21 protein-coding genes are annotated in these 16,321 nt (G+C 60.1%); 13 read left to right on the top strand and 8 right to left on the bottom strand.

The features are described 5' to 3' along the window. From IT585_04320 to IT585_04310, 3 genes are all read right to left on the bottom strand, one after another. Window positions 1-961: TAT-variant-translocated molybdopterin oxidoreductase (locus tag IT585_04320; protein MCC6962458.1), on the bottom strand; the 961-nt coding region annotated here is incomplete at its 3' end. Window positions 962-972: 11 nt separating this feature from the next. Further along, window positions 973-1,620, bottom strand: coding sequence for a cytochrome c3 family protein (locus tag IT585_04315; protein MCC6962457.1), 648 nt, complete (start codon window positions 1,618-1,620; stop codon window positions 973-975). Between the two features lie 252 nt (window positions 1,621-1,872). Beyond that, a complete protein-coding gene (locus IT585_04310) occupies window positions 1,873-2,805 on the bottom strand; it encodes a protoheme IX farnesyltransferase (GenBank protein MCC6962456.1) in 933 nt (310 codons plus the stop codon). Window positions 2,806-3,020: 215 nt separating this feature from the next. On the opposite strand from IT585_04310, the gene IT585_04305 reads away from it, so the two are divergent. The 13 genes from IT585_04305 (at window position 3,021) to IT585_04245 (ending at window position 11,201) form a co-directional block, all read left to right on the top strand. Then, the gene (locus IT585_04305) at window positions 3,021-3,626 is read left to right on the top strand and encodes an outer membrane beta-barrel protein (protein MCC6962455.1); all 606 of its coding nucleotides are present in this window, start codon (window positions 3,021-3,023) and stop codon (window positions 3,624-3,626) included. After that, on the top strand, window positions 3,623-4,711 hold the full coding sequence (locus IT585_04300; protein MCC6962454.1) for a hypothetical protein: 1,089 nt from the start codon (window positions 3,623-3,625) through the stop codon (window positions 4,709-4,711). The genes IT585_04305 and IT585_04300 overlap by 4 nt, the downstream gene beginning before the upstream one ends. Before the next feature lie 59 nt (window positions 4,712-4,770). Further along, window positions 4,771-5,334 carry an aminoacyl-tRNA hydrolase gene (locus tag IT585_04295; GenBank protein ID MCC6962453.1) on the top strand — a complete coding sequence of 188 codons (564 nt, stop codon included), beginning with the start codon at window positions 4,771-4,773 and terminating at the stop codon, window positions 5,332-5,334. An 80-nt stretch (window positions 5,335-5,414) separates the two neighbouring features. Then, window positions 5,415-5,822 (top strand): 30S ribosomal protein S6, encoded by a 408-nt coding sequence (rpsF, locus tag IT585_04290; protein ID MCC6962452.1) that lies wholly within the window; start codon window positions 5,415-5,417, stop codon window positions 5,820-5,822. Then, entirely contained in the window at window positions 5,822-6,055 is a 234-nt protein-coding gene (locus IT585_04285) for a 30S ribosomal protein S18 (protein MCC6962451.1), read from the top strand. Before rpsF ends, IT585_04285 begins: the two co-directional genes overlap by 1 nt. 15 nt (window positions 6,056-6,070) lie before the next feature. After that, window positions 6,071-6,988, top strand: coding sequence for a DUF2232 domain-containing protein (locus tag IT585_04280; GenBank protein MCC6962450.1), 918 nt, complete (start codon window positions 6,071-6,073; stop codon window positions 6,986-6,988). 32 nt (window positions 6,989-7,020) lie between these two features. After that, window positions 7,021-7,470: a 50S ribosomal protein L9 gene (locus tag IT585_04275; protein MCC6962449.1), complete on the top strand. Its 450-nt coding sequence runs from the start codon at window positions 7,021-7,023 to the stop codon at window positions 7,468-7,470. Next, the gene (locus tag IT585_04270; protein MCC6962448.1) at window positions 7,470-7,964 is read left to right on the top strand and encodes a bifunctional nuclease family protein; all 495 of its coding nucleotides are present in this window, start codon (window positions 7,470-7,472) and stop codon (window positions 7,962-7,964) included. Before IT585_04275 ends, IT585_04270 begins: the two co-directional genes overlap by 1 nt. Before the next feature lie 52 nt (window positions 7,965-8,016). Then, complete coding sequence (larE, locus tag IT585_04265) at window positions 8,017-8,847, top strand: ATP-dependent sacrificial sulfur transferase LarE (protein ID MCC6962447.1); 831 nt, start codon at window positions 8,017-8,019, stop codon at window positions 8,845-8,847. Window positions 8,848-8,869: 22 nt separating this feature from the next. After that, window positions 8,870-9,058, top strand: a complete 189-nt coding sequence (locus IT585_04260; protein MCC6962446.1) for a hypothetical protein — start codon at window positions 8,870-8,872, stop codon at window positions 9,056-9,058. A gap of 7 nt (window positions 9,059-9,065) precedes the next feature. Further along, complete coding sequence (locus IT585_04255) at window positions 9,066-9,536, top strand: hypothetical protein (protein MCC6962445.1); 471 nt, start codon at window positions 9,066-9,068, stop codon at window positions 9,534-9,536. A gap of 1 nt (window position 9,537) precedes the next feature. Then, window positions 9,538-10,035, top strand: coding sequence for a hypothetical protein (locus IT585_04250; protein ID MCC6962444.1), 498 nt, complete (start codon window positions 9,538-9,540; stop codon window positions 10,033-10,035). Continuing rightward, entirely contained in the window at window positions 10,032-11,201 is a 1,170-nt protein-coding gene (locus IT585_04245) for an aldo/keto reductase (protein MCC6962443.1), read from the top strand. Before IT585_04250 ends, IT585_04245 begins: the two co-directional genes overlap by 4 nt. Before the next feature lie 317 nt (window positions 11,202-11,518). Here IT585_04245 and pepF read toward each other — a convergent pair whose 3' ends face one another. From pepF to IT585_04220, 5 genes are all read right to left on the bottom strand, one after another. Next, a complete protein-coding gene (gene pepF, locus IT585_04240; protein MCC6962442.1) occupies window positions 11,519-13,342 on the bottom strand; it encodes an oligoendopeptidase F in 1,824 nt (607 codons plus the stop codon). Window positions 13,343-13,540: 198 nt separating this feature from the next. Then, window positions 13,541-14,002 carry a DoxX family protein gene (locus IT585_04235; protein ID MCC6962441.1) on the bottom strand — a complete coding sequence of 154 codons (462 nt, stop codon included), beginning with the start codon at window positions 14,000-14,002 and terminating at the stop codon, window positions 13,541-13,543. 128 nt (window positions 14,003-14,130) lie between these two features. Beyond that, a complete protein-coding gene (locus IT585_04230; GenBank protein MCC6962440.1) occupies window positions 14,131-14,940 on the bottom strand; it encodes a hypothetical protein in 810 nt (269 codons plus the stop codon). A 159-nt stretch (window positions 14,941-15,099) separates the two neighbouring features. Next, entirely contained in the window at window positions 15,100-15,660 is a 561-nt protein-coding gene (locus IT585_04225; GenBank protein MCC6962439.1) for a DJ-1/PfpI family protein, read from the bottom strand. A 97-nt stretch (window positions 15,661-15,757) separates the two neighbouring features. Beyond that, on the bottom strand, window positions 15,758-16,321 hold the full coding sequence (locus IT585_04220) for a pyridoxamine 5'-phosphate oxidase family protein (protein MCC6962438.1): 564 nt from the start codon (window positions 16,319-16,321) through the stop codon (window positions 15,758-15,760).

Here is a 16,321-nt window from a genome sequence, read left to right as displayed (position 1 = left end):
GAAGCGACAATCCCTGGCGATTCAATTCCAGCGCCAGCGCCGCCGCCAGTGCGCCGATCCTGTTGCTCGCGACCCGGAGGCGATGGTCCGCCATCGAGCCGGTCAGGCTGTAGGTGCCTTCCGCGGCGTAGAGCCGGTTCATCTGGTCGTTTTCGCTCGCAATCCGGCGCGCCGCGGCAAACCCGCGCGCAGCACTTATATTGTCCGCTTCCGTCTTCAGGAAATCGCAATCCAGCGCCAGCACCACCGACGCCTTGGCGTAATCGTAAACCGGACGCAGCGCCCGGCCCGTCGCCAGGGTGATGCCCTCGAAAATATTCTCATCGCTAATCGGCTCGTAGGTCGCCCACTGCGCCTGCGGATATTTCGCCCGCAAAGCCGCCGCCAACCGCGCCGCAGTCGGCGAGGCAAACGACTCACTGATCACCGCCAGTCCGGCGCCGCCGGTCGCCGCCAGCTTGTCTTGCTGCTGACGCCAGAACGTCACGAAATCCACCCACGACCGTTCCACGCCCTTCTCCACAATCCGGGGTGAACGATCCGGATCGTACAGCCCGAGAATCGACGCCTGGATAAACGCGTTCGTGCCGCCGCGCGAGGCCGGATGCAGCTCGTTGCCCTCGATCTTCGTCGGCCGCCCCTCGTGATTCTCCACCAGCACGCCGTACGCTTCCAATCCCAGCGGCATCGTGGTCGCGTAGTGTTGCGGCACGCCCGGAATCACATTCTCCGGAGCGGTCACATACGGTAAAATCTTCTCCACCGGCTTGCGACAACCCGCTAGTCCGGCAAACGCCAGCGATGCGCCCATCAGACTCAGGAACGTCCGCCGCGACACCAGATCGCGCATCTCCGAGGCACCTTCCGGGAACTCCTTCTGGACATATTCCTGGAATTCCGGCGTGTCGGCCAGTTGCTCCAGGCTGCGCCAGTAGTCCTTTCCGGTTATCCGGTTGTGCATTCCTTCACCGTTCATCGATGACAACCCGAGCAGTCCTCCGGCGGAGCCAGTTTCTTCTCGGCCTTGATGCGCGCGGCCAGTTCCGCCTGATCCGCCGGCGCCTGATAATTCATGTTCGTGATCTGATCAACCGGCCGCAAATATGGATCGGGATTGCGATGGCAATCCAGGCACCAGGACATGCTCAGCGGCTCGGCCTGCGTCACGACTTCCATCTGCGCGATATTGCCGTGACAACTGATGCAACCCACTCCGGCGTGCAGATGCACTGCGTGATTGAAATAAGCATACTGCGGCAGCATATGCACGTTCACCCACGGCACCGGGTTGCCGGTCGCCCAGCTCTCTCGTACCGGCAGCAGTTTCGGGCTCTGCGGCAATACCAGCGTATGGCAGTTCATGCAGGTCTGCGTCGGCGGCACGTTCGCCACCGCCGAGCGCTCTATATTATTGTGGCAGTAGCGGCAATCCATTCCCAAATCACCGGCGTGCAGCTTGTGCGAAAACGGAACCGGCTGCGTCGGTCGATAGCCGACGTCGGTGTATTTCGGCGAACCGTAATACCACATGAAGAACACGACGAAGCCGCCCCCGAGCACGGCTACCGCCAACAGCACCGCCGGCAAATGATTAGTCCATTTCGGGAAGATCTGCGACAATTCTTATCCCAAATTCGTTACTTTTTTCACAAAGGCACTGCGCAAAGCACGTCGATCGTCGAGTAAGTTACTGGACTTTCTCTATGTTAGTCGACGTGTTGGCGCGGATAATAAAAAAACGGTCAAAACCTGTCAAGCGAAAATCGAGTTGTGGCTTCCGCGCCTTGAGCTTGCCTGCGTCGACGACCGGGCGCCACCGCTTGACGGCCGGAGTCGGCCCGATCCGCGCGTATATAAGCACGCGTGCAACGGCTACGCAACTATTTTATCGAGCATCAGTGCCGCGCAAATCGCGAACAGGTAAATGATCGAATACCCGAACAGCCCGCGCACGTCGCGGGTCTCTCCGCTGCGCCGCGCCTGCAGCACTTTCTGCACAAATCGCGCGCCCAGCGCTACCGCTGCTACGCCGTAAAACCACCCGGCGCCGGCGACCAGCGGCAACAGGCTCGCCAGCAGCAAAACCACGCTGTAGGTCAGAATTTGATTGTGGGTCGCGCGCTCCCCCTTCAACACCGGCAACATCGGGTAGCCGACCTCGCGGTAGTCGTCCTTGCAGAACAACGCCAGCGCCCAGAAATGCGGCGGGGTCCAGAAAAACACGATCAGGAAAATTGCCCACGGCATCAGCGCCATCGATCCGGTCGCCGCCGTCCATGCTCCCACCGGCGCCATCGCCCCGGCCGCGCCCCCGATCACGATGTTCTGGTAGGTGTTCGGCTTCAGATATAATGTGTAAAAAAGACTATAGAAGAGGATCGTCGCTAGCGACAACAGCGCCGTCAGCGCGTTGAAGAAGATCCAGAAGATCGCCACGCCGGCGATGCCGATCCCGACCGAGAAGACCAGCGCCGCCGTCGGCGGCAAGACCCCCTGCGGCAGCGGCCGGCGCTTCATCGTCCGTTTCATGCGCGCATCAACGTCGCGCTCGAAATACTGATTGAGGGCGTTGGCACAACCGCCCGTCAGGTACAGCCCCAACAGCACCAGAGCGAACTGGAACGGCTGGGTCAGGAAGCTGCCTTCCAGCACCAGCGCCGTCGCCCCGGTGATTACCACCAGCAGCATGATCGTCGGCTTCGTCAGTTGGAGGTACGCCCCGAGCCGCGCCAGCGGCGAGACGGAGGTCGCAAGCGACATCGTGGGTTGATGAAGTCGATTCTCGGCGGACGGCGAATTGATCAAGTCTGAATCCCTTGCTGCGCTCGGCAACTTCCGGTTAATGGTTTGCCAATGTATACGCGCCGCGGGACGATTTCAAGAAAAAGTAAGTGAAAAATCTGTCATAGTAGATTAAATCAATCCCTATAGTCTCCCCTGCGGAGACCCAGAAACGATTTGTGCTATCGCCCGATTCAACCATATTGACGGCAGGAAAACTGCCGATGAAGGAGATAATCATGCGAACGTATCGCCTCCCCCTCGCTGCCCTCGCCCTGACGCTGATCCTGGCCCCGTCGCTCTGCGCCGGCGTCGGCGCGCGGCTCGGCTTTCTCGTCCCGCAGGGCGACATCAAGGATCTCGCCAAGACCGGCTGGCGCGCCGAAGTCACCGCCGATCTCAATATGTTCCGTCTGCCGTTTCTGAGCACGGTCGTCTCGGTCGGCGCGATGGATTTCGCCGAGAAGAAGTCCGATTACACCGCCGACACGCAAACCTATACGCAGGAATCGCACATCGCCCTCACCGGCGGGGGCGTCGGCCTCCGTCTCCAACCACCGGCGGCCGCGATCAGCCCCTTCGCGGAAGCGATGCTGCGGCTGGCCTCGATCGAACAGGAGTATAAAGACGGCGCCGGCAATTCCCGCCTCGACTCGCGCACCAAGTTCGGTTATCAATTCAATGCCGGCCTGCAATTTCCCCTTGCTCCGCGCGTGGGACTCGAGGTTGGCGGCAGCTATATGAGCTTCTTCAACAACAAGTATCTCCACCACGGGGTCGAACGCGAAATCGATCTCAAAGCGTTCGGCGCCTTCGTCGGTCTGGATGTCGGAATCGGATTATGAAGATCACCGGAATTCGCGAACGATTGTTTCTCAGTATCAGCCTCCTGGTCGCAGTGGCGCTGGCTCTCTCCTGCTCCGGCAAGGAGGAATCGAAAGAACCCGCCAATCGCACCACGCCGACGACGACGGCGTCCAAACCGGCGACGGGCGCGTTTGCCGATTCGACCCTCGACCGGCTCAACCAGTTGCCGCCCAAATACGACTCGTACTACGTCCTCGACCGCCGCAGCAACACCATCTTCGGCATCGACCTGAACACCAACAAAGTGGCCGCGCGCTTGCTGCGCGAAACGCCTCTCGTGGCGATTCAGTACGACCCGGCCCGCAACTGGATCTACGAAGCCACCGGCAAGCCGCAGCCCGGCATCGCCATCTTTGACGCCGCCACCGGCCGCTACCTGCAGAAGTTCGTCCAACCCGACGTCCCGGCCGGCGTACTCTACAATCCGGTCCAGCAACGCCTGTACGTCGCCTCCGAGGATTCCAGCGTGCTGCGCGTCTTCCTGCCCGACTCGATGAAATTCATCCTCAACATCGGCCTCAACATTCAGAACATGACGCCGATTAATCCGACCACGCTCATGCCCGGCCCCGCCGGCAAGATGATCACCGCCAACGGCAAGCACGGCAGCGTCACGGAAATCTTCACCGAAAACAATTTCATGCTCCAGACTATCGTCATTCATCAGGCGTTTGCCATCGACTACGCTTATTTCTCCTACGACGGCAACTCTTCCTTCGGCTGTGATACCGAGCACGGCTCGCTGTATCGCGTCGAGTTCGGCACCGGCAAGGTGCTGGGCGAAAAACACGAGCTTAAGCGGCCGCGCTTCGTTCAACTGGAAATCGCCTCCAACACCGTCGTCGTCGCCGTCGGCAAAACCGAGGTCCTAATGCTCAACGCCGACACCTTCCGCGAAACCGGCAAGGTCGATCTCGCCGAATACGGCGAGGAAATTCTCAGCCTCGAAATTCCGCCCAAGGCCAACTACGCCGAAGTCCTGATGGACTACAAGGGCGTCACGCGCTGGCTCCGTTTCGACGTCCAGAACTGGGAACCGCTGCGACTGGTGGAACTCTATTGATCGAACCGGCGCCGCACGAATTGTCTTGACGCGGAATCCTGATCCCCTTTATTCACGCCGTGATCAGATTAGTTGTAGGACTCGGCAACCCCGGCAAGGGCTATGCCCTAACCCGGCATAACCTCGGCTTCCTCGTCGTCGATCGCCTCGTGCAAAAGCGCCGCGGCAAATACACTGAAGAGAAAGCCGACTATGTCATCGCGACGATGCGGATCGCCTCGATGCACATCCGCGTCGCCAAACCGCTGACCTACATGAACCTTTCCGGTCGCGCCGTGAAGGCCATCATGAACAGCTACGAGATCATGCCCTCGGAGTTGCTCGTTGTCTCCGACGACTTCGCCATTCCCTTCGAAACGATGCGCCTGCGCCTCGCCGGCTCCGACGGCGGCCATAACGGTCTCGCTTCGATTATCGAGTCGATCGGCACCGAGGACTTCCCTCGCCTGCGCCTCGGCATCGGCCCGATCCCCGAAGGTCGTCCGGCCGAAGAGTTCGTCCTCGAATCTTTCAGCAAAGAAGAGCTTGACCGGCTCGACAATTTCACTAAATTGGGCAGCGATTGTCTGGAGGCTGTCTTCTATGAGGGACTGACTCTGGCCATGAACAAATTTAACCGTTAGCCCTTTTCCCTGCTCTTGGGCACGCGCCGAAGAGCCTTAAGTTTTGGTCTCACGAAACTTAGTCCGGAGGGAGGTATTCTTTGCGACTCTACGAGACCACCTTTATTACTGACGCCCAGCTGCCGGAATCCGACATCGAAGCCGAGATCCGCAAGGTCGAGGACACGATTCGCGCCAACGGCGGCGAAATCGTCGAAACCCAGCGCTGGGGTGTCCGCCGCCTGGCCTATGATATCCAGAAGAAGCGCCAGGGGTACTACGCCCATTTCCTCTACAAGGGTACGACGGGGCTGCCGGCCATCGTCGACGCCGGCTTTCGTGTCAATGAACGCATCATGCGCCATCTGACCGTCGCGTCGGAAGTCGACCTCGAAGCCCGCGCCCGCGAATTGGCTGAAGACGGCTATCGCGCGCCGGTCGCCGAGGTCGCCGCGCCCCCAGCCCAGGAAAAACCCGCTGCCGCACCCGACCGAGAGGAGACCGAGTAATGGCCGATTTTGACAAACGCCGCCGCAAACCTTGCCGCCTCTGCGAAAACAAGGTCAAGGTCATCGATTACAAGGACGAACGGCTGCTGCGCCGGTTTATTCTCGAGCGCGGCAAAATCGTTCCGCGCCGCGTGTCGGGCAACTGTGCCCGCCACCAGCGCCTGATTACCACCGCCGTCAAGCGCGCTCGCATTCTGGCGCTGGTACCGTTCGCCGCCGAGACCTATCGTTAGGCGGAGCGCTCGCCGATGAATGATCGCAGCGGGCGGGCTCTCACCTTCGCCGCCGCCGGAGTGATCGCACTGATCTTCCCCGTCGCGGTGCTCGTGCCCTTGCTCAACCTGCTGCTCATCACCGGCTTCGCCGCCGTCCACTACCTCTGGCTCGCGCGCCGCTGGACCTGGTTGATCCAGGCACTCCTTGCGGCCGTCGCGCTGACCTGGGCATGGGGCGGCCCGCCCTACGCGCTCGGTCTGATCATCGTGGTGTTGATACCGGGATTGCTGATGACGACTCTTCGCTACCACCGCCGCGGCCTCGCCCTCGCCCTGCTGGGGGCCGGTTCCCTGCCGCTGCTGTTGATGCTGGCCTTTCACGGCCCGTTCACGACGCTGATCGCCTCCTTCGGCGACCAGCTCAAGGCCGTGATGCAGTCGCCGCTGGCGGCGCAGATCTACTCGCCGACCGACTATCAGAAAGCAATCCTGTATACCACCTTGCTGGCCGACAACGCCGTCTACTACCTGCCAGCGACCCTGTTGGCCTCGCTGCTCTTTGTCCTGGCAGCCGGCGCCCTCCTCGGCGAATATCTCGTCCAGCGCCAGGGCATTTTCGTCTACAAAGTGCCGCCGTTCTCGCTTTGGAAACTCGATGAATGGATGGTTGTGCCGGTCGGTCTGGCCATCATCCTGATTCTGACCAAAGAACACCTGCTGGCCGTCATCGGCTGGAACGCCTTGTTATTGCTGTTCCTGGTCTTTTCGATCTTCGGCCTCGCTTTCGTCGAGTACCAAATGCGCGTGCGCGGCTTTCCGACCGCCGTCAAAGTCGTGCTCTACCTTTTCCTGTTCCTGCTGCAATTCATCGCGGCCATTCTGTTGCCGTTGATCGCGCTCTTTGACGCCAAATTCGATTTTCGCAAAATTCGGGCAAAACAGCTCGGATGATCCGTAGCAATTAGTAGCATGGGAGATATGCAATGAAAGTGATTCTCAGAGAAGACATCGACACCCTCGGCAAGTGCGGTGATGTTGTCGAGGTCAAGGACGGCTACGGCCGCAACTACCTGCTGCCGCGCAATCTGGCCATCGCCGCCAACCGCGGCAACCTGCGCGCTATTAACGAACTCAAACAGCAGCAGGACCTCCGTCTGGCCAAGGTTCGTCGCGCCGCCGAAAGCATCAAGTCGCGCATCGAGAAGGCCTCCTGCACCGCCGAGGTTCTCGTCGGTGAAGAAGAAAAGGTCTTCGGTTCCGTCACCACGCAGAACATCGCCGACCTGCTCGCTACCCAGGGCATCGAAGTTGATCGCAAGAAGATCATGCTCGACGAGCCGCTCAAGCAGTTGGGCGTCTATACGGTGCCGATCAAGATCGCGGCCGATGTCGTCGCCAACCTGAAGGTCTGGGTCGTCAAGAAGACGGAATAATGACCAACGAAATGTTGCCGGCGAAGATTCACGGCCTGGCGGTTGATCCCGAATCGAAGTCGCCCGTGGTCATTCTCTCCACCGAAGACTCGACGCGCGTGCTGCCGATCTGGATCGGGCACTTCGAAGCCTGGGCGATCGCCATGGAGCTGCAGCAGCTTAAATCCAAGCGCCCGCTAACGCACGACCTGATGTCGATCATCATCACCGAGCTGGAGGCGCGCGTGCTGCGGATCGAGGTCACCGAACTGCGTGAACAGACGTTCTACGCCCGCATCTGCCTTGAGACCAAGGACGGCATCCACAATATCGATGCCCGTCCCTCCGACTCGATCGCCCTGGCCCTCAAAACCAAGGCGCCGATCTTCGTCAATGCCTCTCTCTTCAACATTAAGAAAGAGGAAGGCATGCCGGAGCGATTGAACGATCCGCAGTCGCTCAAAGAGCGCCTGCGCAATATTAGCCCGGAAGATTTCGGCAAGTATTCGCTGTAAACGCCGCGCGCGCTGCCGCCGCTGCGGCCGGGCGCCACGCGGGGAGCCGACCGTGAGCCACGAAAAGTATCAGCATCTGCTGGCGCTGCTGCGCGATTGCCGCCGCGTCATCGTCGCCCTCTCCGGCGGGCTCGACTCTTCGTTTCTGCTTTACGCCGCCGTGCAAGCCAACGGCGTCGCCGCCACGCTGGCCGCCATCGGCGTCTCCGATTCCCTCGCCGAATCCGAACGCGCCTTCGCCGCCGACTTCGCCCGTTCGCTCGGCCTGTCCGCGGCCAACATCATCACCATCGCCACCCGCGAAATCGAAGACGACAACTACGCCGCGAATCCGCCCAATCGCTGTTATTTCTGTAAGTCGGAACTCTATACCCGCCTCAATGATCTCGCCGCCCAACGTGAGCACGAGGTCGTCTGCGATGGTGCCAACGCCTCCGATCTCGGCGACCACCGCCCCGGCATGATCGCCGCCCGCGAACGCCGCGTCCGCTCGCCGTTGCTCGAGGCCGATTTGACCAAGGACGAAATCCGCGCCCTGGCTCGCGAGTTCGGGCTGTCCGTCTGGGATAAGCCGCAATCCGCTTGCCTCGCCTCGCGTATTCCCTATGGCAGCACCGTCACGCCGGAAAAACTCCGCCAGATCGATCAAGCCGAGTCCTTCCTGCGCTCGCTGGGCTTCACCCAACTCCGCGTCCGCCACCATGACCAGATCGCCCGCATCGAACTACCCGTGGCCGACATGAGCCGCGTTATCAATAACGGTATCCGCGAACAAATCAACCGCCGCTTCCACGAGATCGGTTTCCTCTTCGTCACGCTCGATGTCGCCGGATTCCAGTCGGGAAGTATGAATGCTATGCTGAAAGGCCGCTCCGATGAATGATGAACTCAAGCCGAATGTCGCGATGAAGGTCGTCGTCGACGGCAATGAGCGCTCGATCACCTTTGAAGAACTCACGCTCTCCAACAACCTCGCGCAGGAGGCGCTGGTCAGCTTGCTGATTCGCAAGAAGATTATCGAGGGCAAGGAATTGCTCGACGAAATCACGCGCGTGCGCAAAGAACGCTATCGCAGTGCCGACGATCAGGGCTGATGTTCCCATGACCGACCGCGCCCCCGATATTTCCGCCGTCGAACCGGCCAGTGCGCCCGACCCGGTGCTGCTGCACTGGACCACCCAGCCCGCGCGCAAACGTCGGTTTACAGCGGTACTCGTCGCGCTGCTGATCGTCGTGATGGTCGTGATCGTTTACTTCCTGACCTTTTCGGTCATCTTCACCGTCGGCGCCGGCATCATCCTCTTTGGCTCGTTGACGCAGTTCTATTTCGAGACGACGTTTACCTTCTCCGAGCGCGGAGTCCGCGTCAAATACATCTTCAATAAGATCGAGAAACCGTGGTCGCACTTTCGCTCCTACTACGAGGACAAGCACGGCGTCCTCCTTTCGCCTTTTGTGCGCCCCTCGCGGCTCGAGAATTTCCGCGGCCTTTATGTTCGCTTCGACGACAACCGCGACGAGGTCATGGCCATCGTCAAGTGCAAGATCAACATGGTGAAGGACCCGGACTGAGATGCTGCCTTACAAACAGCCCGACCCACAGCCTGATCACCCCGGCTACACCGAAGAGGAACTGGCGATCCTCGACAAGGCCGCGCGCAAGGTGGTCCAGTGGAAGATGACTGTCCCCGCGATTATGACCCTCGAATCGGTCAAGCCGCTCAACTTCATCGGCTCGCAGGCGATGGTCTTCTTCGAGCCGATCGTTCAGTCGGTCTTCTCGATCAAGGATTACGAGACGTTCCGCACCATGCTCGAACGCCGCGAGACGCTCGAACTGCTGCTGCTGCGCATCGAAGCCTTCGATGCGGTTGCCTTCCGGAAAGAGCGCCTCTTCAAGAAGCTTCAGAAAGATTACCTGCGGCAGCAGTCGTGGTTCTACCGCTTTAAGTCCGCCATTATCGGTTTCCGCGTGCCGCCGCATCTCGAAGCCGAATGGAAGGCCAAACTCGATGCCATCGATGCTGCGGAAGCCGCCGCGTCCGCCAAACCCACCGAAGGTTCTGCGTGAAATCAGTCTGCGCCACCGTCGCCGCGACCGCCGGCTACGCCGAACGTTTCCCGGAGCTGAATTTCCAGCCGCTGTCTGATACCGGCCTCAAAGTCAGCCCCATCGGCTTCGGCTCCTATCGCATCGACACCAGTTTCCCGCAGCACCGGGAGGCGCTTCGCCATGCGCTTCTCTCCGGTATCAACCTGATCGACACCAGCGCCAACTACACCGGCGGCGGCTCGGAACTGCTGATCGGCTCGGCCGTCGAAGACCTCGAAAACGAAGGCGTCCTCCGGCGCGACGAACTCGTCATCGTTTCCAAAGTCGGCTACCTGCAGGGACGTATCTACCGCCTCAGCCAGAATCTCAAAGCCGATGGCCGCGGCTATCCCGATCTCGTCGAGTTCGCCAACAACCTCGAGCACTGCATCCATCCGGCCTTCATCGAAGACCAACTCACGCTGTCGCTCAGCCGCCTCAATTGCGGCGCCATCGATGTCTATCTGCTGCACAATCCCGAATACTACCTTGCCTGGGCGCATCGCAGCGGCGTCGATTCCGCTGCGGCGCAGACCGAATACTACCGCCGCATCAAACTCGCTTTCGAGCATTTCGAGAAAGAGTGCGAGCGCGGTCGCATCCGCTACTACGGCATCAGCTCGAACACCTTTCCCGTCACACCCGCCGATCCGGAGTTCACTTCGCTCGAACGTGTCCTCGAGATTGCCAATGGCATCTCGCCGCTGCATCGTTTCCGGGTCATTCAGTTCCCCCTCAACCTGATCGAGACCGGTGGTGTCACCAATCGTACCCACGTCGACGGCCTCAGCGCTCTCGACCTCGCGCGCCGTCACAATCTGGCCGTACTGACCAATCGTCCGCTCAATGCCATCCAGGGCAGCAATCTCGTGCGTCTGTCCGAGGACAATCCGCAAGCGGCGATGTTGCGCAGTCTCGTCGGCGAAATCGACTCCGATTGGGCGCAAGCCGCGACTCTCAGCCAGATGGCCGTCCGTGCCCTCCGCTCCTCGCTCGGCGTCACCTGCGTGCTCGTCGGCATGCGCGATCCGGCCTACGTTGATGACCAGCTCGCCGAACTCACGCGGCCGCTGCGCGTCAACGACCGCCTCGAGTCCTGGCAGCGCCTCCGCCTCCGCCTCGACGGCAGCATCAGCGAAAACTAATTACCCGTCACCACCCCACGCCATTCCACCTCCACTAACTCCACCGACGCTCCGACTTCCTGCGCCGTCAGGAATCTCTTCTTGCGCCGTCAGAAATTCCTTCCTGACAGAAACCCTCGCCGCTCGTAGGTCAGGATCCCTACGATCCTGACGCTCCCGATTTCCGTAAGTCCGACTTCAGTCGGACTGCCATTCCTCCCCTCTCCCTCCGGGAGAGGGGTCGGGCGTGAAGGTGCATGCTGCTTCCCAATCAAAAAGCCGGATTTGGCTGGCGCCAAACCCGGCTTCTACCGAAACCCCTGCCCCTTACGGGAATCTTAAGTCTTCAGCTTCTTCAGTTCCTGTTCGTAGATCGTCACCAATTCGTCGAGTTGGTTCACGACCGCCTTGATCGTCTCCGGCTGCGTCAGATCGACACCCGCCTTCTTCAACTGCTCCATCGGGTAGTCGTTGCCGCCCGAGCGCAGCAGCGTCAGGTAGCGATCGACCGCCTCCTTGCGCACCTTGGCATCCTTCGACTGAATCCCCTGCACCAGCTTGGCCGAGGACGCAAAACACGTGGCGTATTGATAGACGTAATACGGGCTGTTGTAGAAATGCGGGATGCGCGTCCAGATCAGATCGTACAGCTCATCCATTGTGATCGAGTCCCCGAAGTAGTCCAGCATGATTTGCCGGTAGACCTCGCTCAGCACCTCCGCCGTGACCGGCTGCCCCTGCTCGACCAGTTGATGCGCCCGGTGTTCGTAATCGGCGAACATCACCTGCGTATAGAAGGTCCCCACGATGTTGTCGATCTGCTGCTCCAGCAGCTTGATCCGCTCCTTCGGGTCGGTCGTGCGCTTCAGCATGTAGTCGAGGAATAGATGCTCGTTCAACGTCGAGGCCACTTCCGCGACGAAGATCGTGTATTGCGACGTCGCAAACGGCTGACTCTCGTGCGACAACTGCGTGTGCATCGTGTGCCCCAGCTCGTGCGCCAGCGTAAAGACGCCATCCAGCGTGCCGTTGAAATTCATCAACATAAACGGATGCACCCCGTACACACCCGCCGAGTACGCACCCGTCCGCTTGCCCTCGTTCTCGTACACGTCAATCCATCCCGAGGCGGTCGCCTTCCGCAGCTTCTCCTGATACTCCTTCCCCAACGGCGCGACCGACTCCACCACCCACGGCAACACTTCGTCGTAATCGTATGACTTATCCTGATCGACCACCGACACCGAACCGTCGTACAGGTGATAACTGTCGAGCTTCAGCGCCTCCTTGCGCAGCTTGTAATAGCGCTGCATCGGCCCGCTGCCTGCCTTGACGCTGGTGACCAAGTTGTCGTACACCGCCATCGGCACGTTGTCGCCGTCCAGCGCCGCCGCCAGCGTCGACGAGTGATTGCGCGCCTGTGCCAGTGCCCAGTCGCGTTGGCAGATGCCCGCGTAAATTGCCGCGTAGGTGTTTTCGTTGTCCTTGTACACCCCGTACATCGTCTCAAAGGCCAGCTTGCGGTCCGCCTGGTTGCGGTTGTTCGTCAGCAACTGGCTGTATTCGCCCGGCGTCAGCAAAATCTCTTTGCCGTCGGAAAAGGTCGCTTTGCGAAATTTGATGTCGGAGGTCGACAACTCGGTAAACGCGGTCTGCGGCGCCTGGTTGAACGGCTGAAAATACGACAGCAATTGCTCGCCTTTCTCGTCGAGAATATGCTGCTGCTGCCGGTACAGATCCGTGATCGGGAACCGATAGGCCGCCAGCTCAGGTGTACTGTCGAGCCATTGCTGCATCGTCGCCCATGGGATCGCCAGCAACTCCGGGTTGAACCACGCCGTCGCCGTGCTGAACTTCGCAAACATCAACTGCACTTGCTGCAGCTTCGCGGCAACGTCGTTGTCCTTAGTGTTGACGTCGCGCTGTAACTGCGGATAGCGGTACACCTTGTAGGCGATCATGTTCATCTCGTCGCTGAGCCGGAACGCCTTGAGCAGGTTGGCCGCGCCTCCGGCCAGCGTTCCCTTCAGCGCCGCGTACTCGTTCATCTTCTGTTCCATCTGCTGGCGGTCTTTTTCCCAGGCATCCCAGCCCGGGTAAATGTCGCCGAAGTTCCACTTGTACTTCGGATCAATCTCCGCCCGGTTCTTGGTCGTCGGCATCGCCGCCTGCGCTGCCAGGCTCAGCACCACTACCAACGCGACGGCTCTGTAAACCGCCGCGCGCGCACGTTTTGCAAGTTGCATCTCTCGATTGGCTCCTTCCTATGATTCAGTTCGATTATAATTCGATACGATAAGAGACCGCCCCCGGTTGCCTCGCGACGCAGAAAAATCGAGTATTTTGATCGATGCCCGCCCTCAGGCACTCACGTCAATTCCGCTCGACCCGCCGTTAAGCTTCCGCGCCAGCCAATTGTCGACCGAAATTCGCCCCGGCCCCGCCAGGATCAGCAGCACAAACACCGTGGCGAACAGCAGCGGTAGCTCCTGCTTGGCCCAGGGATCGTTGGTGTGCACGATCAACGCCGCCACCAGCATCGTAACCAAAAGTGGAATCGCGGCCGCCCGCGTGCCCAAGCCGAAGATGAGTGCCAGCGAGCAGAAAAACTCTGCAAACACCGCCAGCGTCAAACTCACTTCGCTCCCCAACCCGATCGGATCGGCCCAACTGCTCACGCGTTCGCCGTAATTCGCCAACTTGCCCCAGCCGTGTGCGAACAACATCATGCTCCCCGTCGACACGCGCGCGATTAACAGCCCGATATCCGCACTGCGCCCGTAGTTGCCCGGCGCCACGATGATCTTCAGCAGTCCTTTCATTTCCTCTCCTGTCTTCTACACTCAATGTTGATCTAAATACGCCGCTCGCCCCGCTTTCTGCCAATTCGACCCAACAAAAAAAGGGCGGGTGAATCACCCGCCCTCGCAGTTTGCCGCATACGTGCCGTTTAGTCCTTGGCGATCGGGCCCGCCGGCGGCACGGTCACCTGTACCGGCGCCCGCAGCAGGAATTGCACTTCGGTACCCGAGTGCAGCGTGATGTCGTTCTTACCTGCCGCTGCCGCTGCCGCCGCACCGGCCGCCGCACCCGCTGCCGCTCCGATCTCGGTTCCGCCCTTCTTGCCGGTTACCTTGCCGATGATTCCGCCCACCAGCGCGCCGCCGCCAATCAGGCCGATCTGCTCCTTGGTGTGCGAATCCTTCTTCTCTTCAATCGGATAGGTGTCGATCTGCACCTGCTTGCCGGTGCGATCCGCGATGCTGACCAGGCTGAATGCCAACTCCGCCGGCGTCTTCAGGCGGCCCGATTCCACCACCTTGTTGAGTACGCCCACCGCCTGGGCGCCCTTCTCAAACAACACATCGCCGTTGTACACGACGTTTTCCAGAATCTCCGCGCGGAATTCCGTACCCGTCACGTGAATATCCGTGTCGATCGAGTCGATCAGCACGATCTTCACCAGCGAGCTTTCCGGAAGCGTCACAACTCTGGCCTTGGCCGGCTCTTCCTTCTTGGTCGGCGTATCCTTCTTCTGGGTCGTCGTTTCGCCGCTCGGCTTCTGCGCCACCGGCTTGTTCGTTGCCGGCTGCTGCGTCGTCGCCTGATCCGTTGTCGGTGTCTGACCCATGCCCGTGGTATCGGTCGTCTGAGCGTTCTCCCCGCCCTGGTTCTGCTGCTGCGATGACTGCTTGCTGCAGCCGGCGATCAACGCCACCGATAACAACAGGGCGAATACGATGTACAGTCTTGTCTTCACGTGTACTTCCTCCTGGCTTCGTGTCTTAGAGTTCGATTACTCTACTCTCTTCGGATTTCCTCTCCGGTAATTTCACCTTCTGTTTTATATACAGCAATCAGGCACGCAAATTCCAAAAAACTGACAAGCCCCCGTATGACAACGCCTTAGAATCCGGCTTCAGCGCGCAATCTGCCACTTGGCTGCAAATTGGTCGGCAACTTCCTTCGACACCAGCTTCTCCGCCAGCATCAACGCAAACTCCATCGCCGCTCCCGGTCCCATACCGGTAATCAGATTCCCATCCACGGTCACCTTCTGATTCGTCACTTTCGCTCCCGCAGCCGCCAATCGATCATTGAACCCCGGATCGCCCGTCGCCCGCTTGCCGCGCAGCAAGCCCGCGCCCTCACCCAGGACGTGGCTCGGTGCCGCGCAAATCGCCGCCACGATCTTCTTGGCCTGAAAATGCTGCTTCGCCAGCTCGATCACCTTGTCCGAATGTGCCAGACTCTCCGCGTTCATGCGGCCACCCGGGAAAATAATCGCATCAAACAACCCTGTGATCTGATCCACCGTTTTGTGCGGCATCACCGTTGTCCCGTACGCCGCATGTACCGCGCCCGGACGCAGCGCCGCAATCGTCACCTTTACGCCCGCCCGCGTCAACACGTCGATCGGCGCTACCGCTTCGATGTCTTCGAAGCCGTCCGCCATCACCAGCAATGCCGTTTTTTCCATCAGTATCCACTCCTTCGCGCGTTCGACGATTCTACGCACTCCGCCCGCAGTTCAACAAGTTTTACTTCTGTGCTGGAACCAAATTCGAGAGAAAAAGCTATGGCAGAAAACCGTGTTCACCGAAGCGAAATGCTCCCGGAAAGTCGGCGCGCTCCTGCTTGCGCTTGGCCTGCCATGATTCAATCTGCAGACAATACGCCGTGATGTGCTCGATCTCGCTGCGCGCAATCTCGGCGTAGTCGGCTCCGCGCCGCAGATGCGGAAAATACTTGTTCACCAGAGACTGCATCTTCTCGGTCGCTTGCTCGATGTCGGTCATGATTTCGACTCGGCCGCGCACCTGCACGCTCTCGTACTCGACGCTCATGTTCGTCGCCGTCTTGGCCGGTAGCAACCGCCCCATCCGCGTCGCCGTCAACGTCGCCCGCGGATCGCGCTCGATCGCCCGCCGCGTCTCGCCCTCTTTGGCGCCGTGCAGATAGATGCAGTTCGTCGCCCGCTCATAGTAGAAGATGTTGCTCACCAGATGCGGATAGCCCTCTTGATGCAGCGCCACAATCGCGTACGGCGCCCGCTCCAGGAAGCGCCGAATCCACTCGTCATCGGCGACCTGCCGGTCGCTGCGCCGCAGCTTCGGAAATTGCGCTTCGTTCTGGCTCAT

It is taken from the genome of Candidatus Zixiibacteriota bacterium, assembly GCA_020853795.1.
GTDB lineage: Bacteria > Zixibacteria > MSB-5A5 > CAIYYT01 > CAIYYT01 > JADJGC01.
This window is presented reverse-complemented; position numbering and strand designations above follow the sequence as displayed.